The following is a 23288-nucleotide window of genomic DNA, read 5'->3' as shown; positions in this document are numbered from 1 at the left end:
CAGGACAAGCAGCAACAAAGCCACAGAGTTCCGGCACAGTGTAAGCCCGCACTGTGTGCTGCAATGAGTTGCAACGCCTGAGGTTTGTAAAGGCAGGACATCTGACTTGCCAGCCTGTTGACAGGTCAACAGCGGCTTACAGTTGCGGGTACAGTACAGGACTTCCACCTGTTTCCCTTTTAAGTTCCTGCATGAGCTATTCGCTTTTGCAGAACACCTTCAACAAAACCAGCGCAGTGTATCAGAGCGGGAGGGCAAACGTCAGCACAAAGCCCTGGCTTTTGTTTATCCTCTGCTCGCCATCTCTGGCAAAGCGGCTCAGGCCGTGCAATAGTAGAGTCATAGTAGAATTGTCTGATCTAACCCATAGGATCTTTGATGCTGAAGGGATTGTTGCTTTGGATTCTGTTGTATTCTGGACTGGCCCATGCGTGTGTCTTGCGAATGGCTGCGGAAACCAATTTTCCGCCCTATCTGCTGCTCAAAGAGCAAAGTTGGCAGGGCCAGACAGTGGAACTTGCACAATTACTTGCAACTGAAGTGGGTTGTGAATTGCAGCTTGTAGATATTCCCTGGTTGCGCGCTTTAGCACAAATTAAAACCGGAGAGTTGGATTTTGTTAGTCATTTGTCCTACAGCGATGCCAGGACAAAAGACTTTTCTTTTGTCGGCCCCCATCATATGGAGTCCATGTGGCTAATTGGTAATCCTACCAAATTGCCAAAATTCAAAACGTTAAAAGATTTAGGTGAAAATGTTGACCTTGGTCGCATTGCAGAATTGATTGGCGCTTATTACGGTGAAGAATTTGCACTGCTTAAGCAAAATCCTTTTTTTGCCCGGCAGTTAGTCAGTATCAGCAGTATTCAGGACAAGCTGGCTTTGTTAGAGGCCGGCAGGGTGAATGCGATATTAGAAGATGACACTGTGCTGCACTACTGGCAGAACCAAAGGTATAAAAATGCAGAAAAATACCACCCTTTAGTGCTGGTCTACCAAAGCCCGGTGTATTTTGGCTTCAGTAAAAATACCTTGTCCAAACCTATGTTAATCAAACTGCAAAAAGCCTGGCAGAAGTTGTATGAGCAGGGCGAAATAACAAAAGTAGTGCAGCGTTATCAGGCTAAAACTGCTGATGCACTGACTCCTGCTGCTAGGTTATAAAGCCTGAAATCACCACTGCAACAGTGCTTGCCAGTAAACAATACAGCGCCATAGGGATTAGAGTGAAGCGCATAATTTGACCTTCCTGACCTGTTAATCTGACCACTGAAGCGGCAGCAACGACGTTGACTACACACAGCATATTGCCTGCATTGGCTCCCAGCATTTGCAATGCCAGCACCAATTGCAGCGGCAGTTCTGAGTCTGTAGCCAGTTGTTGCTGCATACTGGCAAACATCAGATTAGAAAAGGTCGCAGAACCGGCAATAAAGGAACCCAAAGCACCGACCCAGGGCGCACACCATAACCAGATATCTGCCAGATGTTCGCTGGCAATGGCGGCCAGATACATAGGCATAGCAGGCAATTCAGCGCTGTTCAGGTCTGAATGTAAAAACAATCGCACCATAGGCACAGCGCTTGCCAGAGTAATAGCTGCAGGCCAGATCCTGCTTAAACTTTCAGTAGTCGCTTTATACAGCAGTTGGCGACGCTTTGTTTGCCATGGCAGTAGCACTAAGACGGTCAGCACAAATAAGCTTCCTGGCAAATACAAAGGTTGTACAGTGGCGGATAAGGTAGAACCAAAAATGTCTGCCCACTGTAATTCGACAGCCTGCAGCATTGCTTTAAAAGGCAAAAACTCCAGCCGGCTGAGGATCAATAAGGTTGCCAGCAACACATAAGCGCCCCAGGCTTTGAATACACTGAGTTTGCTCAATGCTGTGCTGTTTTCCGTTGCTGTTTCCTGCGCTTCAGGCTGGCAGCGCCACACCACAGCGGGTACAGCTATACCAAAACGCACCAATAGGCTCAGTAACATCAAGCCAGACAAAGCACCCAACAAAGACGGAAACTCAGGTCCAAGATAACGGGCCACCAAAAAGGCGGGCAGGCTGTAACAAAGACCGGATAAAAAAGCCAATGGTGCAATAGCTAAACCCGAACGCCAGCTTGGGCTATCACTAAAAAAACGGCATAACAGCATGCACATCAAAACTGGTATTAAACTGGCGCAAAACAAATCAATACTGGCCGCCATCACAGCGCTTTGTTGAATAAGCTCAGGCGACACACCGGGTAAACCATTGGTTAATCCAACCAGCACCGGAGTGCCAATGGCACCAAAAGACACAGGCACTGAATCTGCAATTAAGGTTAGTACCACAGCAGCCAGAGGTTTGAAGCCCAAAGCAATCAGCAAGGGTGCGGCTATAGCAGCCGGAGTACCAAAACCTGCAGCCCCTTCCAAAAATGCCACCAGTAACCAGCCAACAAACAATAACTGAATACGCTGATCGCTGGAGATGCTGGCAAAACCACGGCGGATCAGTAAAAAACTGCCATTGTTTTCCAGCAGGTTCAGCAGCAATAAAGCGCCAAACACCACCCACAACACAGTGGCGGCGATCACCAGACCTTCAGCTACACTGGCAGCAATGTGTAAAGCTGGTACAGCCCATAAAGTGGCACTGAGAACCGCAGTTCCCAGCAGACACAAGGGCATAGCTTTACGGGCAGGCCAGCGTAAGATCACCAGAAAAAGAAACACGCTCAGCACAGGAAAAAGTGCGCAAACCAGCAGCCAGTAATCCATTGTCCTTTGTTCCCTTCAGCACTATATGTCTGTGGCTAAGGTAGCTGATTTTTAACTGAATAAACCAGATCTATAACAAAGACTAATGAATTGTGTTGGCAAAGAACATAAACAGGGGTATCAACCGGGTAAAGAACAGCCTCTGCAGCACTATAAAGAGTGCAGAGGCTGTGATGAAGGGCTTAGTGAGGCTGTTCTGATTTGGCTGGCGCTTCAGAGTCCAGTTGTTCCAATTGCTTACTGATAGCCTGCGGTGAGCCTGTATTGCGGGCCAATACCATATAAGCCACAGGCACTACATAAATCGTCAGCAAAGTGGCGACACCTACGCCAGCGAAAATCACCATCCCTATCACCATCCGGCTTTCTGAGCCCGGACCAGTCGTGACAATCAACGGAATGGCGCTGAATACAGTGGTAAAAGCTGTCATCACAATAGGGCGTAAACGCAAGGCGGAAGCCCGTTTAATGGCTTCTTCAAACTCTACTCCGGCGTCACGCAGCTGGTTGGCAAATTCGACTATTAAAATACCGTTTTTCGCCACCAAACCTATCAGCATCACCAAGCCTATTTGACTGTATATATTCAGCGTCATACCTGCTAAATACAGACCTGCTAAAGCACCCACTAAACCCAGCGGTACTGTCAGCATGATCACAAAAGGATGGATAAAACTTTCAAACTGAGCGGCCAATACCAGGTAGGTGATCAAAAGCGCCAGCGCAAAAATAAGCACTGTGGACTCACCACTTTCTTTAAACAGCAATGACTCACCTTTGTAGTCTATCCCCACCGGCGCTTCGATATTTTCTCTGACAGTGGTTTCTAAAAACTCCAAAGCTTCACCTAAGCTGTAACCTGGTGCCAGATTGGCTGTGATAGTAATACTGCGCATCCTGTTATAACGGTTCAGGCTGGATGTCGTTGCCGCTTCTTTTAACGTGACTAAGTTATCCAGCGGCACCAACTGGCCAGACTGAGTAGAGCGCACATAGACATTGCTGATACTGCCGGGTTGCGCAAAATCTTTGTCTTCACCTTCCAGTATCACATCATATTCTTTGCCTCTGTCGAGGAAAGTTGTGACCCTGCGGCCGCCCAGCATAGCTTCCAGCGCCTGACCCACAGCACCCACTGAGATACCTAAATCGGCAGCCCGTTCGCTGTTAATTTCAACCAGCACCTGAGGCACTGTTTCTTTGTAGTCATGATCCAGCATTTGCAGATTTGGATTGTCTGCGGCTTTGGCCAGTACTATGTCACGCCACTCTACAAGTTCCTGATAGGTATTGCCCTGAATAACAAACTGCACAGGACGACCACCGCCACGACCGCCACCTAAGCCACTGCGCATAAAGGTAAAAGCTTTTACGTCTGGCAATTCGTTCAGCTTACCGCTGACTTCCTGCATCAGCTCTGAGGTCCGTCTTTTTCCGTTGGTCCAGTTTTCAGTGCCAATGATGGCTACGCCTCCTGAGTTACCCCAGCCAGGAACCCTGATCAACAAGCGGTTAAATTCACCTGTTTCGTAGTAGGGCATCAAAATGTCTTCAATCAGCCGCATATTCCTGCTGTTGTTGCCGTAACTTGCGCCTTCAGCACCACTCATATTGACAAAAAAGGTTCCTCTGTCTTCTTGCGGTGCTAGTTCAGAAGGAATGAGTTTTAGCAGCAGCAGAGTCGCCACAAAGCTCAGCACTAACACAGCGAGCGTAGGCCAACGATAATTCATCACGCCATTCAGTTGATTACGGTAACCTGTTTCCAGTCTCGCGAAGCCTTTGTGCATAGCGGCGCTGAAACGGGACTCACGTTTTTTATGGGTCAGTAATTTACTGGCCAGCATAGGGGACAGCGTTAATGCTGTAATACCAGAGAACACCACAGCGGCAGCTACTGCTAAGGCAAACTCAGTAAAGAGTTTGCCCAGTTCACCTTGCATAAACACCAGCGGCACAAAGACAGAAATAAGTACCAAAGTAGTAGCTACTACTGCAAAACCTACTTCTCGGGCACCACGGTACGATGCTAAAAGCGGATGTTCGCCTTCTTCAATACGGCGATAGATGTTTTCTAAAACAACAATGGAGTCATCTACGACTAAACCTATCGCCAGCACCATAGCCAGCAAGGTTAATAAGTTGATGGAAAAATCCAAAGCGTACAGCACAGTCACAGCGGCAACTAAGGCCACAGGCACAGTGACAGCAGGAATAAAGGTTGCGCGTAAATTCCCCAGGAACAGGAAGATCACCAGCACCACCATACCCATGGCAATACCTAAGGTGTTGTAGACCTCTTTGATCGATTCAGCGATAAACAAGGAGGAGTCGTAGCCTGGTTCAATCGTAGTGCCAGCGGGTAAAATGGCTTTTACTTTTTCCATTTCTGCCCTGGCATTTTTCACTACATCCAGCGTATTGGCTTTGGACTGCTTGATAATGCCGATACCCAGCAGGTTTTTACCATCACCGCGGAATTCGTTTTCTTCGTCTTCCGAGCTTAAAATCACCTGAGCCACTTCGCCCAAACGCACCAGATAATTGTCTTCACCCCGTTTAATGGCTAAACGGTTAAAGTCCTGTTGTGTTTTGTAAGTACGCACTACCCGAACGGTAAAGTTCCGGTCTTCAGATTTGATGTTACCGGCGGGCAGCTCAACGTTCTCTGCGCGCAGCACAGTTTCAATATCCTGTACTGTGACACCACGGGCGGCCATCGCATCTTTATCCAGCCACAACCGCATTGCATAACGGCGTTCGCCGCCAATTTGAATTCGGGCCACACCATCTACTACTGAAAAACGCTCGACTATGTAACGGTCGGCGTAGTCGGATAATTCCAGGTTGGTCATGGTTTCGCTGTTCAGCACAAACCAGGCAATAGTGTCATCGTCTCCGTCTGCTTTAAATACTTCAGGTGGGAAAGCCTGGTCCGGCAGGTTGTCCAGAATCCGCGACACCCGCTCGCGCACATCATTGGCTGCTGCATCGATGTCACGATTGACATTAAATTCGATGGTGACATTAGAACGGCCATCACGACTGTTGGAACTGATGTTTTTGATGCCCTCAATACCCGAGATCCTGTCTTCAATAGGCTGAGTGATTTTGGTCTCAACAATCTCTGCGGAAGCGCCAGGGTAGTCGGTACTGACTGTCACTATAGGCGCATCAATATCCGGGAATTCACGCAGTGGCAGCATAGTGAAACAGACAATACCGAAAATCAGTAAAATCAGATTCACTACTGTGGCAAAAACCGGCCTTTTGACCGAAACGTCTGAAAGCCACATGTTTATTGCCCCACTTTAGTGATCAATGAACCAGAGCGAATTTTGGTGGTGCCTTCAATCACCACTTCATCACCTGAGCTCAGACCAGACACTATCTCCACCAGACCCGGCATACGCTGGCCTAACTGAACTTCGGTTTGTGTCACGCTGTTGTCTTTGTTCACCACAAAGACGTAATGCTTATTCTGTAACGGCACTATAGCCTTTTCTGAAATTTGCAGCGCTTGCAGTTCATCCAATGTCACTCCCACATTCAGCAACATGCCTGGACGTAATTCCAGTTGCTCGTTAGGCACTAAAGCATGCACTTTCACAGAGCGGGTGACAGGGTCTAAACGGGTATCAATAGCCTTGATCTGACCAGTAAATACTTTGCCAGGGTAAGCAACACTGCTGGAGTTAACGGCCATACCGGGTTTCAACTGAGCCAGATAATATTCAGCCACACTAAATTCCAGTCGAATGAGGTTTAAATCATCCAGCGTGGTCAGCACTGTGCCAGAAGTTAAATACGCGCCTTCACTGACCTGACGTAAACCCAGCACACCACTAAAAGGGGCGCGAATGGTCATTTCATTTAAACGGGCTTTGACCGCATCGAGCTGAGCCTGGGTGGTGTTTACTCTGGTTTGTTGTTCGTCTAGTAAAGACTGAGCTGTGGCCTGAGTTTTTGCCAGATTTTTCACCCTGTCTAACTGGCGTTTTTGATCCAGCAAAGAGGCAGACAATTCGGCAACACGGGCGCGTTCTTCCACATCATTTAACTGTGCAATTAATTGGCCTTTTTCAACACGCTGACCTTCATTGATATGCAATGCTGTCAGGTAGTCACTGGTGTTCGTCACGATTTGCACTGACTCATTCGCAAGAGCAGTACCGAGGCTAGTGACCTGACGTACTAAGGCAGAAGGACTGACTACTTGAGTCGTCACTAAAGTGGCTGAATTTGTCGCTTTTTGCTCTTCTGCAGGTGATTGATTTTGAAGAAAAAGAAAGACAACAAATGCGGACATGCCAATTAGTAAAACCCATATCAGGCGCGAATTTTTTTGCGTCACGGTAACTCCAGTCTGGTACTCTTTAAATAATGGGCTTTATTGTAGGGAATATTAGCCAACACAGTTCACTGGTTATCGCAATGACTCAGGTGTTGGTCGTATCGGAGGAGCGAATGTCGGAACAAAAGTGTGAGTTTTGCCACAATATGCGCTTTTATATCGTCTGGGTTGTGCTGATGGCGGCCTTTTATTTTTGGTATATGGATTAATGGAAAAACTCCAGTACAGAGCAGCTACAGCCAGAGGTGGCGTCAAAACCCTGTTATTCAGCAGTGCAGCTTTGCTGTTATGGCTGTTGTTGTTACTGCTGATCCCCGATCTGCTGCATAGCACGGCTTGGGTGTTATTGCTGATCTGTTGTCTGTTAGGCCTGTTCGCTGGCTATGCCAAACTTACAGAACCTTTGTATGTGATAGAGTTGGACCAACAAGGTTTTGCTTATGTGCATCATAAAGGCCGTTGGTTTGTGCCGTGGCAGGGGTTGTCTTTTATCGCCATTCCCGAGCTTGCGGGAGAAGAATTAGCTTATGTAGGCGTGAAATTGCGTGACTATGATGAGTTCTTGCTACAACTGCAGCCTCGTCTGGCTGTTAATCTGATGGTGGAACAGCGCCACCTGCTTATCGCGGCCTTAGGCCGCAATTGCCCAACCGGTACTTGCCCTTCAGATCTGTTAATTGAAGTAGGTGAATACAGGACTGCAGTACGCAGCTACAAAGGGGCTATTGCAATGTTTGCCCGACGCATGCAATTATTGCGGCAATTAACCGGCTTTGATCTGTTTATTCCAATAACTTCTATAGGCACTGAACCTGCTGATTTTTGCCGCAAAGTGAATCAAATCCGGTTACAATGTTTAAACAATACAGTCACCTAGACACTTGATGTGCGTCTGTATCATAATGGCGCTATAAAATAAAATTAAAAACGGTATTTCAGTTATGAATAATTACGAAAAAGCATTTTTAGTCAGTGGACGTAACACCTTGATCCACAAGCAGAAAAAAGTGGATTTAGTTATTGTTAATGATACTGGTGATCCGGTGATTGTGGCGACTCGCCATGGTGTGAAAATATTTACTGAAGAAGTCCCTTCCAGCAAAGTGGACGCCAAAGCCCGTTATCTGGAGTTGGTCGATATCGCCAGTTCAGACGTATTTAGCGAAAACAAGACCTTGTTATTTGTGCAGGCGCTGAATAATAAAGAGTACAAAGTAGATTACAGCAAAGCGGGAACAGATTTATTTATCCGTATCCACCAAGAGAACTATATTTAAATAGTTATTAGGCACAAATCCTGAATCCGGGCATAGATAGTTCTCATGCCTGATGAATTTGTTGTAGTGGCGGCTTGCTCTATAAAGTGGTAATTGCTTGTGACAGTAAACGTGTTAGCGTGTCAATTCAGCCTCAAAGACGATTTAGTCTTTATTCACATGCCCGTCACTCAGACAAATCTGACTGCTGACTTGTTAAAAGCGCAATTGCAGCAAGCGGGCTATGGCCGTTGTTTGCTGCTGCAGGACCAGATCAAAAATCTGTTGCTGGAATACCAGCAAATCCAGCAAAAAATCAAACAACAGCTGCAGGCCGAAGGCCATGTATTAAAATACAAAGTTGCTGAACGTATACACGCCCAATTAAAAGTAGAAATCAGCAGCGACGCTATGCTCGCTACTGCAGAAATCACTGCTGCATACGGCGGTAATCCTGTTTCTGCCAACGAGGCTGTCAAGGCCGGACAAGAAGCAGGTATAGTTTTTGGTTTCCAGAAAGAACAAATTCTTCAGTTAGTGGCTCAGGCCAGCCGGGCAGAACCTGGTAGCAAAATCAGCGCCGAAATAGCGGCAGGCAAATTACCGACGCCAGGCCGTGATTCTGTATTCGAGCTATTGATCCGCGACATGTCCAACCGCAGCAAACAACCTATAGCCCGTTCTGAAGGCAAGGTAGATTTACGCGACTTTGGTGCTATTGCTTCGGTGAAAACCGGTGAAGCGCTGATGCGTCGTCATCCTCCAACAAAAGGCAAAGAGGGGATGACTGTTACTGGCACTCGTTTGTCTGCGCTTGATGGTCAACAATTACCCTGGGGCACAGCAGAAGGTTCTGCCGTGTCTGCTGATAACCCTGATTTATTAGTAGCCAGTCGTGACGGCATGCCACGTTTACTGGATAACTGCGTTGCTGTGGACGAAGTTTTTGTCATTAATAAAGTAGATGCAGGTTCGGGTCATATTATTTTTAAAGGCGCTGTGGTTATTAACGGCGATGTCGCTGAAGCGATGAAAGTGATTGCTGGCGGCAATGTGTTTGTCAAAGGTATCTTTGAAGGCGAACTGATTGAGTCCGGTGGTGATATCACCATAGGCGGTGCCATCATTGGCCATCAGGTCAGCGAAGTGGGTGCAGATACTGTGCTGAGTACGCAAGTGCGAGCCAAAGGCAACGTACACTGCACTTTGGCGCAATATGCCAGCATCAAATGCGAAGGTCGTCTGACGGTGGCCAAACAATTGCTGCATTGTCAGGTTGAAGCGGATTCGGTATTGGCTGGTACTGAAGAAAAAGCCAATGGAAAAATTGTCGGTGGTCGTTATTATCTGGGAAATGGCTTGCGCTGCGGTAATCTTGGGGCTCCGTCCGGCAGTTTGTTACAGATAACGCTGAACAAGCAAATGGACCCATTGATTGAAAAGCAAAATGTGTTACGCGCCAGTTTAGTGGGTTTAAAAGCTGAAATGGAACTGGTGAAACAGCACGTAGACCAGCTTAAACAGATGGATAAATCGCCGGCAGTGCAAGAACAAATGGCTGCTATGGTCGAAGAATTTGAAGAACATCGCAGTATTGCTTCGGCTTTTATTGCGGATATTAAACAGCTGGAAGAGCAAAGACGGCAGTTATTGTTATCTGTTTGTATCGAAGTGACACAGCAACTTTTTGCCGGTGTGGAAAGCAGTTTTGGCAATGAAGTGTTAAGAACTAAAAAAGAGTATGGAGCGTCCCGCATACGATTGTCCGAACAAGGTGTGGTCGTCGAATCCCTATAACGGCCAGCTCCTGATACCAGTCTTGTCGCTTTTTCCTACAAAACTGGCCTGCCTTTTGCTTTGTTTTCTCTGAATGACTTCTGACGTCAAATTTTTGTTGCGACGGGCGCTGACTGGCAGCGTCATCGCTGCATGCGATGGAATAAACACAATGATCCGAACACAACGATGGTTTATTTTACTTTTGCTGAGCACTGCGTTGCTGGGATGTGGCGGTGGTGGCGGTGATGATTCAGACACAGGTGGTTCGGCTTCCAGCGTGAATGCCGGAGTTAATCAGACTGTTGATGAAACCAACAGCTTTACATTAAATGCGGTGGGAGACCCCGTAGGAGGGACTTTCGCCTGGCGTCAATTATCCGGAATTACTGTCACTGGTATACCTGCAACTACAGCCTCTGTGACCCTGACGGCACCTGCCGTAAAAGCTGACAGCATTTTAGTATTTCAGGTCACTTACACTACACCAACGGGGCAAAATCTGACCGACGAAGTGCAGGTTAGAGTCGTGGCGAAAAATCAGGCGCCTGTTGCCGTACTGCAAATTACTCAACCCGCTATATTACCAGTCGCTCAGGGCTTAACCGCAACAGTAAGTGCGGCATCGTCGTATGATTTAGATGCAGACGGTCGTATTGTTACCTATCTGTGGACTCAGGCTGCTGGCCCTGCAGTAGCGCTCAGTGGAGTCAATACAGCCACAGTCAGCTTTGTCGCACCTCTGGTTGCCAGCCAAACTGATGTAGAGCTTATGCTGACTATTACCGATGATGAAGGTGCAACAGGGCAGGGCAGTATCAAAGTGCCGGTCAGAGCCAGCACTCAACAAATTGTTGCCGACGCCGGGCCTGATCAACAGGTACGTGAATTTGCCGAAGTGCAACTGGATGGCAGTGGCACCCGCACAGTGACAGGCAGCTTCAGTTGCCGTTGGAGCCAGTTGAAAGGCCAGGCTTTGGTTTTGGTCAATCCAACCTCTTGCCAGGCTTCTTTTATCGCCCCTGATATTTCGGGCACCAGTCAGCTGGAATTGCAGTTAACGGTAACAGACAGTAATAACCAAACGGCTACTGACACCATGCTGGTGACTGTCAGTAATGCTGTATTGGGTGATTTACCTGATACTGGCGTGTTGAACTGCTACGACATTTCCGGCGTGATCCCCTGTGGTGATGAGACTTACCCACGTCAGGACGCTGATGGTGGTCGCGACAGCGTAGTGCAGTATTTACGCAAAATTGGTAAAGGTGAAAAGGCCTTTGATTTTACCAAGCTGGACCAGTTTGGCGATGAACTGGCAGATACGGCAAATGATTTTTCCTGTATTCGTGACAATGTCACAGGCTTGATTTGGGAATTAAAAGAACCTGTGATTGCAGTTCCTCCGGCTAGCACCTTAAGAGCTGCCAATAACAGATACAGTTTTGTAAATAGTAATGCTGGCAATGGTGACGAAGCAGGAGTGCCTGCACCGGCTTTAAGTTCTTGCCCTAGTGCAGAAAACTGCGGCTTAGAGGTCTATGTTGAAGAGGTAAATGAAACCGCCTATTGCGGTGGTGCAAACTGGCGTTTACCTACCCTGGAAGAATTGATGTCTATCGCCGATTTCGGCCGTGTTGGCGAAAACCACTTATTAGACCCGGCGTTTTTCCGTTTTGAACCTGATTCTGCTGTGCAGAACAATATGTTCTACTGGACGACCCAAAGTAGCGCAGAAGGTGGTGGTGGGGTTTCAGCCTGGGTATTTGATATCCGTAATGGCAATGACAATACCTTGCCTAAACAGCAAAATCAGTTGGGTTATGTGCGCCTTGTGCGCTCGCCATAAGGGAATTTTATGTCAAAATATTTCTGTTTAATGCTGATGTTTGCGTTGCCTGTTCAGGCAGCGCAGGTGTGCTACACCGATATCACGACCACTAAACCTATCAGTAGTTTTCAGCTCAATACAGACGGTACTGTGTTGGATACTACGACTAAGTTGATGTGGTCCCGTTGTCTGGTTGGGCAAAGCTGGGACAGTTCCAGCCGCAGTTGCACTGGCACAGCCCAGCAACTCGACTGGCCTGAAGCTTTAACCGAGTCTAAACGTAGTACTTTGGCCGGATTCAGCACTTGGCGTTTACCTAATGCCAAAGAGGTACTGACCTTAATTGAACGCAGCTGTGTAGACCCTGCAATTAATCTGACGGCTTTTCCGGCCAGTAACAGTGAAAATATGTGGACCGGCACTACAGTAGTGAATGAGCCTGATCGAGCCTGGGCCATTGCCATGTATAGCGGCAAAAACAATACAAAAGAAAAAATTGTGCGTTTGTATGTACGTTTAGTGCGGTTTAGTGACGAGTAAAAAATCTCTTTGGTCAAACTGACCCGAGTTGCCGCACAGCAAAAGCGCAGGGGCGTGGTTTATTCACGCCGCCTTGCTGTTTAAACCAGTACCGAAGCCAGCCTTGTTCTGCAAAAGTTGGCTGCTGACCAAGCTGTGGTTTCAGAGCTTTTCGATGAAAGACCACCGCAATGCGTTACTTCCTGATGATCTGATTGTGTTTTTCACCTAAGCTAGCCTCAATTGCCTTGAGCATTGTCCCGAATGAGAGTTGATACTTTGCGTTTTATTCTGATCCTGTTACTTATGTTCTGCAGTTGGCCGGGCTTTGCAAACCAGTGCAATATGGCATTTCGCCATGGTATCTTAATTTCCCCAGAGCAAATTCGTATTCAGACCACCAACCGCACTGTATTCCAGATTAATAATGATCAGGACTTATTTATTCGTGGTGAATGGATCACCTTAAACCCGGCAGAGCAGGAACTGGTGCGTCAGTATGCTCAAGGCTTGCGTAAATTTGTGCCTGAGTTGGTCAGCATAGCTGTAGATAGTGTGGAACTTGGCTTAACTGCTATAGAAAACATGCTGGTGGGTATTGGCAATAGTTCTCAGCAGCAGGAATGGCAGGCACTGATCCGCGAAACCACATATCAGCTGACTTCACGTTTTGTCCGAAGCGGCGAACATTTTTATCTTGCCCCTCAAAGCCTGAACGAGCTGGACGCCTTTTTACATGGTGAATTAAAGACGCAACTGAAGGATCTTGCCAAATACACTGTAGGCGCAGTATGGGACGCGCTGCGTGATGCTCTGCGCCAGAGCGAAGATAATTTTGAGCGTACTGAAAGCCAGAACTGGCAACCCGCCGATGAATTATTGGCAAAAATTAACACTGGCCTGGATTTAAAAGCCGACGAGCTTGAGCAAAAATCAGTGTTGTTTTGCCAGCGACTGACCGAGCTTGATCAAATCGAAACCCAGTTACAACAACGTCTGCCGCAACTGCTGGCGTACGATGTGGTGACTATGAAGTAAGCTGTTTAACTCCCATCTAGTCTAAAAGTATCTCAATCAAAGGCTTGTCTATGAAACACTGGTTATTTTTAGCAACAGCCATAGTGGCTGAAACCATTGCCACTTCATCGCTTAAAGCCAGTGAAGGTTTTACCAGGTTCTGGCCTTCAGTGCTGGTGGTCGTGGGTTTTGTTGTAGCCTTTTATTTCCTTTCGCTCACCTTAAAAGTGATACCTGTAGGCATAGCCTATGCAGTGTGGTCTGGTGTAGGCATCGTATTGATCACCACCATATCCTGGTTTTTATTCGGCCAGAAACTCGACCTTCCCGCCTTAATTGGCATAGCACTGATCATTGCTGGAGTAGTAGTTATGCAAGTGTTTTCTAAGGCAGTGAGTCATTAACGGCTAGAGGTTGCTGACCTTTATTTGAGTGATGTCAGAAAAACCTGTTGAAATAGTGTTGCATCGACACGAGTTTGGGCCCGGTATACTGCATCAAAGCAGATAAACTCTTTGACTCATCTGCCAGCAAACAGCACTGGTCAGAACGCCGACCCCCTATGGATCCTGATGCTAAATTAGGATAAAAATAGTGCTCCACTTACTGAGGATTCATTATGGCATTGATTACTTTAATCTATGTAAGCTCAGCAGTCAGGTCGGTCTCCTACTCAGATATACAAGATATTTTAAGACAGAGTCGTGAAGCCAATGGGAAAAAAGGCATTACCGGGCTGCTGCTTTTTCAAGACGGAAACTTTATGCAGGTCCTGGAAGGTAATGCTGAGTTTGTGGATGAATTACATCAAAAAATATCAAATGACCCAAGACACGGCGGAATCATTACCTTATTCAGGGAACCGATACTGACGCGCAGTTTCAGTGACTGGAAAATGGGGTTTAAGGATATAGGCGATCTTACGGAAGACGAAAAGGCCGGGCGCAGTGATTATCTGGAGCTGCCGCTAAATGATGCTTTGTATATTTCCAACCCGAATGAGGCCTTTATTCTTCTGCAAGCTTTCCGGAATACGGTTCGTTAGTAGTCACACTGTTTGTTCTAAGAGCATAAAAAGAGCTTACAGTATCAATGCTGCTGAACGGATGATAAGGTGATTTGTCTTGTGCGCTACATCTGAAAAAGGGAGTTTAAATGGATAGTCCCACAGTGATTGCTTTGTTGGGTTTTGTCTTATGGACACTGTTTTTACTTATAGTGATGGAAGTGATGCGTGTGTGGTGGGTTTTGGCGAAGACGTTTCCTGCCAACGAATTTAAGCCTGATAACTCCAATCTATCGCCATTTTTGCAGCGACTGGCACGAGCTCACGCGAATTGTATTGAAGGTATTCCGGTTTTTGGTGGCTTGTTTATCATCGCGTTGCTTACGGAGCAGACTGCGGTGACGGATCCGCTGGCTTATTTATTTTTGGCTGCCCGAATAGCTCAATCCTTAGCACATCTGCTCTCACTTCATGTGATGGCGGTTAATCTTCGATTTGTGTTTTTTACCGTTCAACTGGTTCTGGGTTTTTATTGGGCAGTCAAACTTATCTTAGCACTGGTGCAATAAGGCCGGCTCATTTCAGGTTTGCTCAGATTTTTTGGAACATCAACCACTGTCCGGCCAGAACAGGGAGGTAAAAATTACCTGGTTCTGCAGCAATGTATGAAATTAATTCCGCTGGCAAGAGTACGAAGTGCCAGAGTTTGTGATGCTGCTATACGAGTTTTACTTTTAATTATGTAAGTGAATTCAATGCTTTAGTTCTTGTTTTTTTGTATTCCCCTCCTTGTTGCTCAGTCTGGCCTGTAACCTGCACCTGTTTAATTGTCCTGTTGCCCGGACGAGTTCATCCCCCGGTTGACCACAAGGTCACCGTTACTGTTTTTACTTATCAAGGAGAACCTTACTATGGCACAGTTAAATACACCTCGAGTGAATCATGCAGCCGATATTATTCAGGTATTAAACAGCGGCATTGAATTTTACACTGAAGCGAAAGAGCAAGTCCGTGATCCACGGCTGGTGCAGTTATTTGACCGTATGCTCACTGCGCGTCGTATGGTGAAAGAGCGTTTACAACCCTTTGCCGTGCTGGAAGACTGTAAACGCGAAGAAGGCTCGGCTTTTTCTGTTGAAGTCAGAAAAGTCTACACCAAAGTAATAGGCGCTCTATCTTCAGATACAGATCACGCTTATATCAGCCAATTGGAAGAGGTTGAAGATAAAACGCTGGAAGAGTTACGTATAGCGCTGAAAGATAACCAACCACCGCAGTATGAAGCGGCACTGCTGCAATCTATGACAACTATGCAGGACTGCCATGATGAAATGCGGGCGTTGAAACGCAGCATCAGCCTATAAGCTTCATTCTGACAACTATCTTCTGCTAGTCAGTTCACTCACAGGTGCATCAGTTGCATAGCCGCTGATGCACCTGCTTTAATCCGCTGTCCATAACCTCTTGTCCCAACTATTCTGCCTTTGATCCCACCACTGCGCCGCACCTGGCTTTAATAGGCTGTAGTCATCTGAAACAAGGAGGACATATGACTAAATTATGCTTAGCTGGTTTCTGCTTTTTATTCATTGCAAATGCTGGTGCCGTACAGCTGAAAGTACTATCGGCCGAAGAGTTAAAAGCCAAGGTCGTTGAAATTACCACAGCACAAAATCAGGTGATGTTAAAAGGTTCTGCCCAAGCTGATGTGGATAAACTTTTTGCGCTTTATAGCGACGATTTTGTCTATCGCCACGATGCTTATGGCGGCAACTACAGCAAAGAACAACTCTATGTCAACACGCTTAGGCTGTTAGCTATGGGCAAGTACGACAAAACCGGGCCACGTTATCGTATTATCAGCCAAATTCCTGGCTATAACGCTATCGCAGTTGAACGGCAGGAGGTACATAAAGGCGTGGTGAAAAATCATCTGGCGGTATTTGAGTTTAATGAAGACAAAGTGACAAAAATCAGTGAATACTGGAAGTAGGGCGGTTGGCCTGTTAAATTTTGCCAGAAAATAGCAGTCTTGTGCTCATCCATGTAGAATGCGCGCTTATAAGCTTGACCAGTACATATCTGTAGGAATTTTGATGAGAAAGACAATAGCGTTAACCCACCCTAAACTGCAACCTGCTCGTTTGGTGGACTCCATTAAGTATGATATTAAAAAATACCTGAACAGAGAGCGTCGCAAGACCCTGCCTGCTGGTATGGATTACTGGACTTTCGACTGTCGCTTTGGTGCGTCAGTGGATGTCGCTGAAAAGATTTTTACCTCTGAAATCAATAAACATATTGATGCTGCTGTGGCACAAGAGCTGGAGAGTTTCTATGTAGAAATTCTTGCTCGTGCTTGTAAACATAAGCCACGTGAACTTGGCTTTGACATCGACGAAGGTTAATACGAAGGATGCTTGTCGCAGCAGATAAGCATTTCACTTTTTAATCTAAAGCGACCTGACTTAGTCGCCTAACATTACAGAAAAACTGCGTAAAATTCATTCAATCACAAAGAATTGTCTCTTCTACCGCTAAAATACTGTATATTCTGCCCTCATTTTTTACTGTAGCTATTCTACAGAGGAACTCTTATGCAATTTTCATCTTTAGATTTAGCCCCGGATTTACTCCGCGCCCTTGTAGAATGTGGCTACAGTGATATGACCCCGGTCCAAGAACAGGCCATTGTGCCTGCGCGCCGCGGTAAAGATTTACAAGTTACGGCACAAACAGGTACAGGTAAAACTGCTGCTTTTGCTATTCCGGTATTGCAACGCATGCTGGATAAGCCAAAAGAGACAGCAGCTCAGCGTCCACGCGCCTTAATCCTGACACCAACCCGCGAATTAGCTGAACAAATTGCTGAAGCTATTACTGCTTATGCGAAGTTCGTCGCTATCAGCGTGACTGCCTTGTACGGTGGCGTGAAAATGGGTGGTCAGGCCAATAAATTAAAAGCTGGTGTGGATATTCTGATCAGCACACCAGGTCGTTTGATTGAGCATATGGCCCTTGGCAACGTCATCTTAAGTGATGTTGAATTTGTGGTGCTGGATGAAGCCGACCGTATGCTGGATATGGGCTTTGTCACAGACGTAACGAAGCTGATGCAAATGACGGCGACTACTCGCCAAACCATGCTGTTTTCGGCAACCACTTCACCAGCTGTGAATGAACTGTCGCATAAAATTCTGAAAAATCATCAGCAAATCCGTGTGGCGAAAACCAACAGTACAGCGGATACAGTCCACCATGTGGTTTATCCGGTCGAAGAAAGTCGCAAAATCGAATTATTTGAACAATTACTGGCAGAAAAAAACTGGTTCCAGGTGTTGGTCTTTACCAGTACCAAAGAGCAGGCAGACCGCTTGTTAGCAGGATTGCAACAGCGCAAAATTGAAGCAGCAGTCTGCCATGGCGATAAAAGCCAGGGCGCTCGACGTCGTGCTATCGCTGATTTTAAATCCGCTAAGTTACAGGTATTGATTGCGACCGAAGTGGCGGCCCGTGGTCTGGATATTCAAGGTCTGGATTATGTAGTGAATTTTAACCTGCCGTATTTGCCGGAAGACTATGTACACCGTATAGGTCGTACCGGCCGTGCTGGTGCTGAAGGTCAGGCGATTTCATTTGTCAGTCGTGAAGAAGAACAAACTTTAGAGCGTATTCAAAAGCTGATTGGCAGCACTATCCAACGTGTAGTTACCCCAGGCTTTGAAGTCAGCAACCGCCAATCGCTGTTAAAAAGTATTTCACGCAAAGTATTGTCAGGCCGTTCAAACAAGGCCAGTGCAACCCAGATCGATCTGGACAGTGCCAATAAAGTGAAACCAAAAGCCAAGCCTAAAGCCAAGCCTAAAGCTAAACCTCGTACCGCTAAATAATTTTGTGTTCTAAAACCAGTCAAAGCTGCTGTGCTTTGACTGGTTCTTCTCGTTTACCTACAATCCCTTACCTGCTTTGTTTACCCAGTTTGCTTACATATAGGCTTTGGCAAAAGCTTCCTTCGACTGCTTGATGTAGCTACGTGCTTTTTGCGCGTGTTGCTCCCATGCCGCTTTATCTTTGGCGTCAGTAAAGGGGTTTTGATCCGGAGCTACCGAGCGCTCAAACTTGTCGTAAAAGGTAATGGCCGACGAGGTGATCTGGTTAAAGCGTTCTTTAAATTCCTGCATACCTTCGAGCTGCTCTGAGGTTTTCAGCATGTATTGAATAAGCTGCGTATTGTTGTTGGCAGCCAGATAACCCTGAGCTTTATTGGTGACGTTTTCACCTACCTCGCTAATCACCAGCGCACGAATAGATTCTTCTTTGCTCATCACCCGACTGTAATTCTCCTGAGTGCGGGCAAGGCCAGCGTGCTGAAGATAGTCTCGCAGGTGTTTGTCTAAATCTTTGCGGAATACTTCAACATTTTTCAGCATGTTTTGTAAGTCATTTTCCAGCGTAGACACCTGCACCAGTTCACGTTCCAGCTCTGTTAAAAATTTCTCGGCCTGCTCGTAAATCTTTAAACCGTTTTCCTCGGCAAATTTACGATCTTTGCGGTTTAAATCGGCATTTTCGTAATTGGATTTATCAAAAGCTGTGGCCAGAAAGGACTTAAAAGGCTCAGCAAAAGCGGCATATAAACCACCGCTGACCACAGTTAAAGTGGCAGTGGTTAAATCACCAAAAGGTTTCACCATTGAATTGAGTCGGGCTTGTTGCAGAGGGGAGGCCACTCTTTTGGTGTCAGCTAAAATAGTGCGGAACGACGAGTAGGCCATAGGATTCGACATTTTATTGCGCTCAGAACTTGCCAGCGCAAAAGTGATGGTCGAATAAATAGCGTTAGCGTATTCCAGATATTGACGTTGGCTTTCCAGCTGAGCCGCATAGTTTTTACCTATAGTGCGGAACGACTCGCTTTGCAGCTCATAGTTTTTATTAGTCTGCAGCTTATCCAGAATACCGGTGATAATTTTTTGCTCGTTTTTTTGCAGCGCCGTATCCAGCAAAATGCGATCTAAAACTACATCATCCAGCGCGACACCACCGTGCAGGCTTTCAATATCCAACCGCAGGTACTTGCGCCCCGGGTCGTCAATGGATATACGGTGTGCCATATAGTTTTCAGTGCCTGGCGGTGCTTCGACCAGACCTACCTGTTGCCACTGCGCGTCTAAAGCCACAGAAGAAGAAGTTAAAATATTAATACGGTAACTGGTAAAGGCTGATTGAGGCTTCACCCAAAATTCCAGTAAGCCTAGTTCTGACACCGGATAACGGCTGACCAAAGAGCTGCTGCCATCCTGACAAAACAAGCTGCTGACACCAGTTCTGGCCATTTCAGAACTGCGCTGGCAACCGGCCAGAATGTTCCATTGATGAGCGTCCTTTTCAAAGTCGCTGGAAAACACCAGTTCACCGGGTTTAGCCACAGCAAAACCACTGAATAAACAAAGCAAAGCAACAGAAAAGCGACGCATACAATCCTCAGGTTAAATTGGGTTGGCCCCATAGAGTCGAGGCTGACAGAATGAAGATTTATGGTAGCTGAATTTGCCAGCCAAAACAGCGCAATTTTTTGTTTTCCAATCAAAGGCTTTTACGACAAATAGCTGTCGCTGTAACACTTGCTATAACAGCGGGTTGCCCAGTATGCTCTGCGCTTACAAAAAGTGCCTCACAAGGGGCCAATCACAGAGATACATTTGATGAAATCACAGGGATTAAATTTTTACCATCCAGTAGCCTTTTGGTTAGGCTGCATTGGCATCACCTTGGGTGTGCTGGCGCATGTGCCCATGTTTATGCACGCGTCCCATATGAACTACCAGATGGTGGGTATGCCAATGGACAGCAATATGCTGATTGGCATGGGGCTTATTCCACTAGGCTTGTTGCTCGCTATGTATGGCATGATGCCACGGCTGGATCAGCTGCGTAGCACCGACAACAGCAGATTACATTTTCATGTGGCCGATCAGTTACCGCTGAATAAAGAACACTGGACCTTAGTGATGGTGCTGATGGCCGCCGTAATAGTGGATGTGATGAAACCTGCCACTTTAGGTTTTGTTATGCCAGGCATGAAGGCCGAATATGGTATCAGCTCAAAAGAGGCCGGGGTACTGGCGCTGGTGGCGCTGACTGGTACTACTATAGGCTCAGTGATCTGGGGCATGATGGCGGATTTATTTGGCCGAAGAGCTGCTATTTTATTGTCGGCATTGATGTTTATCGGCACTGCAATTTGTGGCGCTATGCCGTCTTTTGAGTGGAATCTCGTGATGTGCTTTTTAATGGGCTTGTCAGCAGGGGGCTTATTGCCTATTACTTTTACGCTGATGGCCGAAACTATACCAGCAGCCCACCGTGGTTGGTTATTGGTTGCTTTAGGTGGTTTTGGCACTGCGGCAGGTTATCTGGCCGCGTCAGGGTCTGCAGCTATACTGGAGCCATTGTTTAGCTGGCGTATTTTATGGATGCTGGGTTTACCTACAGGTTTGTTGGTGATTTTTTTAAACCGTTATATTCCGGAATCACCACGTTATCTGGCCAGCAAAGGCTTAACCAGCGAAGCTCGTTTGGTGTTGCAGCGGTTTAGCGGCGTGCAAGCACAGGATCAAAGCAGCATAGTGGTCGAAGAAGAGCCAGCTGTGCAGCATTCAGGATTTAAACAGTTGCTACAAGGGCATTACGCCGGTATTACCCTAGGTTTAGTGGCAGCTGGTGTTGCATGGGGTTTGGTGAATTTTGGCTTTATGCTATGGCTACCAACGAACTTAGGCGAAATGGGTTTAGCGGGGCAGGCCAGCGCTATTATTACGAAGTCGGCCTTTTTTGCCTTGCCAGGAGTGGCTTTAGTGATCTGGCTTTATCATAGCTGGAACAGTATTAAAACCTTGCTGTTATTTATTCTGCTTACCGCTTTGTCTTTATTCAGTTTTTGTATTTTTGACTGGCTGGATAGCCGTTCGGTAACTTTGCTTTCAGTGTCTATCGCTTTGCTGCTGGTTAGCTCAAGTGGCGTTATTGCAATGTTGATCCCTTACGCTGCTGAAATATACCCGGTGCATTTACGAGGCACAGGGTCAGGCATAGTCGCTGCCAGTTCAAAATTTGGTGGTATTTTAGGTGCTTTGCTTGGCGTGATGGGCTTATTTGATCAAATGGCATTATCTGGTCTGGTGATTATTGCCGCTTTAGTTACAGCTGCTTTTTTACTGCAGCGCCATGGTATTGATACCAGAGGAATAAGGCTGGAAGACATGCATGCAGCATTAGAAAAGAAGTCTGAGCGTTAAAGAAAAGCCCACACTGAGGTGGGCTGAGCTATAGGGTATTTGAAAGAGCTTAAAGCGTAGCTTTAAGTTCTGCTGCCAACTCATAGTTTTGTGCTACGGCTTTATCCAGCAGTAATTGTCCTTCAACTTTATCGCCCTGCAGAATTTTACGTACACCAGACCAGGTCTGTACTTGTGGATCGTTATTCAGCAGCAGGTAATTTTCCCATTGTGGCGAGAATGCGGCCAGTTGACGTTGTGCATCCAGACTGCCGTTTTTAGCAGCCATGTTCCACCAGTAATGACCACTATGCAACTGGGACAGGGTGATCACTGGTTCTACAACAGCGACTTTACCCGGATCAGCCCATAGTTTGTAATGACCCTGACTGGCGTCTTCATCCAGCTCTTTGCCAACTAACAAGGCAGAGGCTTGTTGCAACTCCATTTTGTCGGAAGAGACAACACGAGTGATGACACCTTTCTCATTGGTGTTCACTTCAGCGCTGCCATAAAAACCTTCTATCCTTGTTTTAAAGGATGAGTTACGGCTAAAAAATTGTTCAGGTAACTCTTTGCTCACTTCCACTGGCAGGTCTTTGTCTACATTCACGTGATAGTTGGCATTAGTCGCCAGAAGATCCATCATGGTACCGAGCATATATTGATGCTGTGGAGAGCCTGCAAGTGCGTATTCAACCAATTGATTTTTCTGCATAAATTGGGTTACTTTGTGTTTTGAAAGCGGCCCTAAGCTATAGTGCAATGCTACTTTACCCTGATGCTTTTGCCCTGTTGCTGCATATTTCCAGGATTGAATGGCTCTGATAGACGCTTTATCAAAGGTTTTGGCTGGAAAAGAGCCCAGAACTTCCACTGCAGACACATTGCCTTGTTCATCAATGACAAACCTCAGCACGTTGTAGCCAAAAAGTCCTTTGTGGGCAGCGTCTTTTGGGTAAGCAGGTGCTTTGCGGCTTACCACTTCGGGAAAATTGACGCGGTCTGAATTATCTTCTTCCAACGTTTTTACCAGCACTTGTTCAAGCAACAGGTGGGACTGTTCATCTGCCTGTTGTAGCTCTGTGGCAGATAATTGTTTAGAGATGGAGCTGATCACTCCCGCAGCTCTGGTATCGCCAAGTTCGGCTGCCAGTTGAAAATAAGCCAGAGCTTTGACCGGATCTTTGGCTGTACCTTCACCTTTATAAGACATCACGGCTAGATTAAAAGCTGCAACCTCGTTACCAAGTGGCAGTAACTGCGTAAATTCAGCAGTGGCTTTAGGGTAGTCTTTTCGCTCGTAGTGCTGTAATGCATCCAGTAAGTCGGCTTGCGCCAAAGTGCTGAGCAGCAGGCTAGCTGCCAATAATGATTTGCGCATGGTTGCGTCCCTGTAATCAGTGTAATAGTGAACACAAGGTTAACATTTGAAAAGCTAAAAACACAACCTTTAAATCATCATGGCAATAAGCCTGAATACTCAGACTT

General features: G+C 46.6%; 20 protein-coding genes and 1 riboswitch. Of the genes, 15 read left to right on the top strand and 5 right to left on the bottom strand.

Annotation, left to right across the window (positions count from 1 at the left end; genetic code table 11):
* Positions 1-74: 74 nt before the first annotated feature.
* A riboswitch (cobalamin riboswitch) is annotated at positions 75-236 on the bottom strand.
* Positions 237-444: 208 nt separating this feature from the next.
* Positions 445-1164, top strand: coding sequence for a substrate-binding periplasmic protein (locus LSG37_RS02790; protein ID WP_233078333.1), 720 nt, complete (start codon positions 445-447; stop codon positions 1162-1164).
* Here the strand turns inward: LSG37_RS02790 and LSG37_RS02785 are convergent.
* From LSG37_RS02785 to LSG37_RS02775, 3 genes are all read right to left on the bottom strand, one after another.
* On the bottom strand, positions 1154-2761 hold the full coding sequence (locus LSG37_RS02785) for an L-lactate permease (RefSeq protein WP_233078332.1): 1608 nt from the start codon (positions 2759-2761) through the stop codon (positions 1154-1156). The genes LSG37_RS02790 and LSG37_RS02785 overlap by 11 nt on opposite strands.
* Positions 2762-2943: 182 nt before the next feature.
* The gene (locus LSG37_RS02780; protein ID WP_233078331.1) at positions 2944-6057 is read right to left on the bottom strand and encodes an efflux RND transporter permease subunit; all 3114 of its coding nucleotides are present in this window, start codon (positions 6055-6057) and stop codon (positions 2944-2946) included.
* A 2-nt stretch (positions 6058-6059) separates the two neighbouring features.
* A complete protein-coding gene (locus LSG37_RS02775) occupies positions 6060-6989 on the bottom strand; it encodes an efflux RND transporter periplasmic adaptor subunit (protein ID WP_233078330.1) in 930 nt (309 codons plus the stop codon).
* A gap of 334 nt (positions 6990-7323) precedes the next feature.
* Between LSG37_RS02775 and LSG37_RS02770 the strand changes: the two genes are divergently transcribed.
* From LSG37_RS02770 to LSG37_RS02710, 13 genes are all read left to right on the top strand, one after another.
* Complete coding sequence (locus tag LSG37_RS02770; RefSeq protein WP_233078329.1) at positions 7324-7992, top strand: DUF2982 domain-containing protein; 669 nt, start codon at positions 7324-7326, stop codon at positions 7990-7992.
* A 64-nt stretch (positions 7993-8056) separates the two neighbouring features.
* The gene (locus LSG37_RS02765; RefSeq protein ID WP_233078328.1) at positions 8057-8392 is read left to right on the top strand and encodes a hypothetical protein; all 336 of its coding nucleotides are present in this window, start codon (positions 8057-8059) and stop codon (positions 8390-8392) included.
* A gap of 99 nt (positions 8393-8491) precedes the next feature.
* On the top strand, positions 8492-10168 hold the full coding sequence (locus LSG37_RS02760; RefSeq protein ID WP_233078327.1) for a flagellar assembly protein A: 1677 nt from the start codon (positions 8492-8494) through the stop codon (positions 10166-10168).
* 151 nt (positions 10169-10319) lie between these two features.
* The gene (locus tag LSG37_RS02755; protein ID WP_233078326.1) at positions 10320-11996 is read left to right on the top strand and encodes an Lcl C-terminal domain-containing protein; all 1677 of its coding nucleotides are present in this window, start codon (positions 10320-10322) and stop codon (positions 11994-11996) included.
* 9 nt (positions 11997-12005) lie between these two features.
* Entirely contained in the window at positions 12006-12518 is a 513-nt protein-coding gene (locus LSG37_RS02750; RefSeq protein ID WP_233078325.1) for an Lcl C-terminal domain-containing protein, read from the top strand.
* 243 nt (positions 12519-12761) lie between these two features.
* The gene (locus LSG37_RS02745) at positions 12762-13535 is read left to right on the top strand and encodes a DUF2884 family protein (protein ID WP_233078324.1); all 774 of its coding nucleotides are present in this window, start codon (positions 12762-12764) and stop codon (positions 13533-13535) included.
* A 50-nt stretch (positions 13536-13585) separates the two neighbouring features.
* The gene (locus LSG37_RS02740; protein WP_233078323.1) at positions 13586-13918 is read left to right on the top strand and encodes a DMT family transporter; all 333 of its coding nucleotides are present in this window, start codon (positions 13586-13588) and stop codon (positions 13916-13918) included.
* A gap of 215 nt (positions 13919-14133) precedes the next feature.
* Positions 14134-14559 carry a BLUF domain-containing protein gene (locus LSG37_RS02735; RefSeq protein WP_233078322.1) on the top strand — a complete coding sequence of 142 codons (426 nt, stop codon included), beginning with the start codon at positions 14134-14136 and terminating at the stop codon, positions 14557-14559.
* A gap of 110 nt (positions 14560-14669) precedes the next feature.
* On the top strand, positions 14670-15089 hold the full coding sequence (locus LSG37_RS02730) for an MAPEG family protein (protein WP_233078321.1): 420 nt from the start codon (positions 14670-14672) through the stop codon (positions 15087-15089).
* Positions 15090-15431: 342 nt separating this feature from the next.
* On the top strand, positions 15432-15884 hold the full coding sequence (locus tag LSG37_RS02725) for a PA2169 family four-helix-bundle protein (protein ID WP_233078320.1): 453 nt from the start codon (positions 15432-15434) through the stop codon (positions 15882-15884).
* A 185-nt stretch (positions 15885-16069) separates the two neighbouring features.
* Complete coding sequence (locus tag LSG37_RS02720; protein WP_233078319.1) at positions 16070-16513, top strand: hypothetical protein; 444 nt, start codon at positions 16070-16072, stop codon at positions 16511-16513.
* Between the two features lie 103 nt (positions 16514-16616).
* A complete protein-coding gene (locus tag LSG37_RS02715) occupies positions 16617-16928 on the top strand; it encodes a DUF6172 family protein (protein WP_233078318.1) in 312 nt (103 codons plus the stop codon).
* 189 nt (positions 16929-17117) lie between these two features.
* On the top strand, positions 17118-18410 hold the full coding sequence (locus LSG37_RS02710; RefSeq protein WP_233078317.1) for a DEAD/DEAH box helicase: 1293 nt from the start codon (positions 17118-17120) through the stop codon (positions 18408-18410).
* 93 nt (positions 18411-18503) lie between these two features.
* Here the strand turns inward: LSG37_RS02710 and bdpA are convergent, their stop codons facing one another.
* Positions 18504-19997, bottom strand: a complete 1494-nt coding sequence (gene bdpA, locus LSG37_RS02705; RefSeq protein WP_233078316.1) for a BAR domain-like protein A BdpA — start codon at positions 19995-19997, stop codon at positions 18504-18506.
* Positions 19998-20225: 228 nt separating this feature from the next.
* Here bdpA and LSG37_RS02700 point away from each other — a divergent pair, with 228 nt between their 5' ends.
* On the top strand, positions 20226-21818 hold the full coding sequence (locus tag LSG37_RS02700) for an MFS transporter (RefSeq protein ID WP_233078441.1): 1593 nt from the start codon (positions 20226-20228) through the stop codon (positions 21816-21818).
* Between the two features lie 49 nt (positions 21819-21867).
* On the opposite strand, the gene LSG37_RS02695 is transcribed toward LSG37_RS02700, so the two are convergent.
* On the bottom strand, positions 21868-23181 hold the full coding sequence (locus tag LSG37_RS02695; RefSeq protein WP_233078315.1) for a TonB family protein: 1314 nt from the start codon (positions 23179-23181) through the stop codon (positions 21868-21870).
* Positions 23182-23288: the final 107 nt, after the last annotated feature.

Source organism: Rheinheimera soli (genome assembly GCF_021290985.1).
GTDB classification, from domain to species: Bacteria; Pseudomonadota; Gammaproteobacteria; order Enterobacterales; family Alteromonadaceae; genus Pararheinheimera; species Pararheinheimera soli.
Note: the sequence above shows the minus strand (reverse complement) of the source record. Positions and strands in the feature narration are given on the sequence as shown.

What these genes read in the sequence shown, in the direction of transcription:
- LSG37_RS02790 (WP_233078333.1), top strand. Translation starts at nt 445, where the DNA reads ATGGCTGCGGAAACCAATTTTCCGCCCTATCTGCTGCTCAAAGAGCAA.
- LSG37_RS02785 (WP_233078332.1), bottom strand. Translation starts at nt 2,761, where the DNA reads ATGGATTACTGGCTGCTGGTTTGCGCACTTTTTCCTGTGCTGAGCGTG.
- LSG37_RS02780 (WP_233078331.1), bottom strand. Translation starts at nt 6,057, where the DNA reads ATGTGGCTTTCAGACGTTTCGGTCAAAAGGCCGGTTTTTGCCACAGTA.
- LSG37_RS02770 (WP_233078329.1), top strand. Translation starts at nt 7,324, where the DNA reads ATGGAAAAACTCCAGTACAGAGCAGCTACAGCCAGAGGTGGCGTCAAA.
- LSG37_RS02765 (WP_233078328.1), top strand. Translation starts at nt 8,057, where the DNA reads ATGAATAATTACGAAAAAGCATTTTTAGTCAGTGGACGTAACACCTTG.
- LSG37_RS02755 (WP_233078326.1), top strand. Translation starts at nt 10,320, where the DNA reads ATGATCCGAACACAACGATGGTTTATTTTACTTTTGCTGAGCACTGCG.
- LSG37_RS02750 (WP_233078325.1), top strand. Translation starts at nt 12,006, where the DNA reads ATGTCAAAATATTTCTGTTTAATGCTGATGTTTGCGTTGCCTGTTCAG.
- LSG37_RS02745 (WP_233078324.1), top strand. Translation starts at nt 12,762, where the DNA reads ATGAGAGTTGATACTTTGCGTTTTATTCTGATCCTGTTACTTATGTTC.
- LSG37_RS02740 (WP_233078323.1), top strand. Translation starts at nt 13,586, where the DNA reads ATGAAACACTGGTTATTTTTAGCAACAGCCATAGTGGCTGAAACCATT.
- LSG37_RS02735 (WP_233078322.1), top strand. Translation starts at nt 14,134, where the DNA reads ATGGCATTGATTACTTTAATCTATGTAAGCTCAGCAGTCAGGTCGGTC.
- LSG37_RS02730 (WP_233078321.1), top strand. Translation starts at nt 14,670, where the DNA reads ATGGATAGTCCCACAGTGATTGCTTTGTTGGGTTTTGTCTTATGGACA.
- LSG37_RS02725 (WP_233078320.1), top strand. Translation starts at nt 15,432, where the DNA reads ATGGCACAGTTAAATACACCTCGAGTGAATCATGCAGCCGATATTATT.
- LSG37_RS02720 (WP_233078319.1), top strand. Translation starts at nt 16,070, where the DNA reads ATGACTAAATTATGCTTAGCTGGTTTCTGCTTTTTATTCATTGCAAAT.
- LSG37_RS02715 (WP_233078318.1), top strand. Translation starts at nt 16,617, where the DNA reads ATGAGAAAGACAATAGCGTTAACCCACCCTAAACTGCAACCTGCTCGT.
- LSG37_RS02710 (WP_233078317.1), top strand. Translation starts at nt 17,118, where the DNA reads ATGCAATTTTCATCTTTAGATTTAGCCCCGGATTTACTCCGCGCCCTT.
- bdpA (WP_233078316.1), bottom strand. Translation starts at nt 19,997, where the DNA reads ATGCGTCGCTTTTCTGTTGCTTTGCTTTGTTTATTCAGTGGTTTTGCT.
- LSG37_RS02700 (WP_233078441.1), top strand. Translation starts at nt 20,226, where the DNA reads ATGAAATCACAGGGATTAAATTTTTACCATCCAGTAGCCTTTTGGTTA.
- LSG37_RS02695 (WP_233078315.1), bottom strand. Translation starts at nt 23,181, where the DNA reads ATGCGCAAATCATTATTGGCAGCTAGCCTGCTGCTCAGCACTTTGGCG.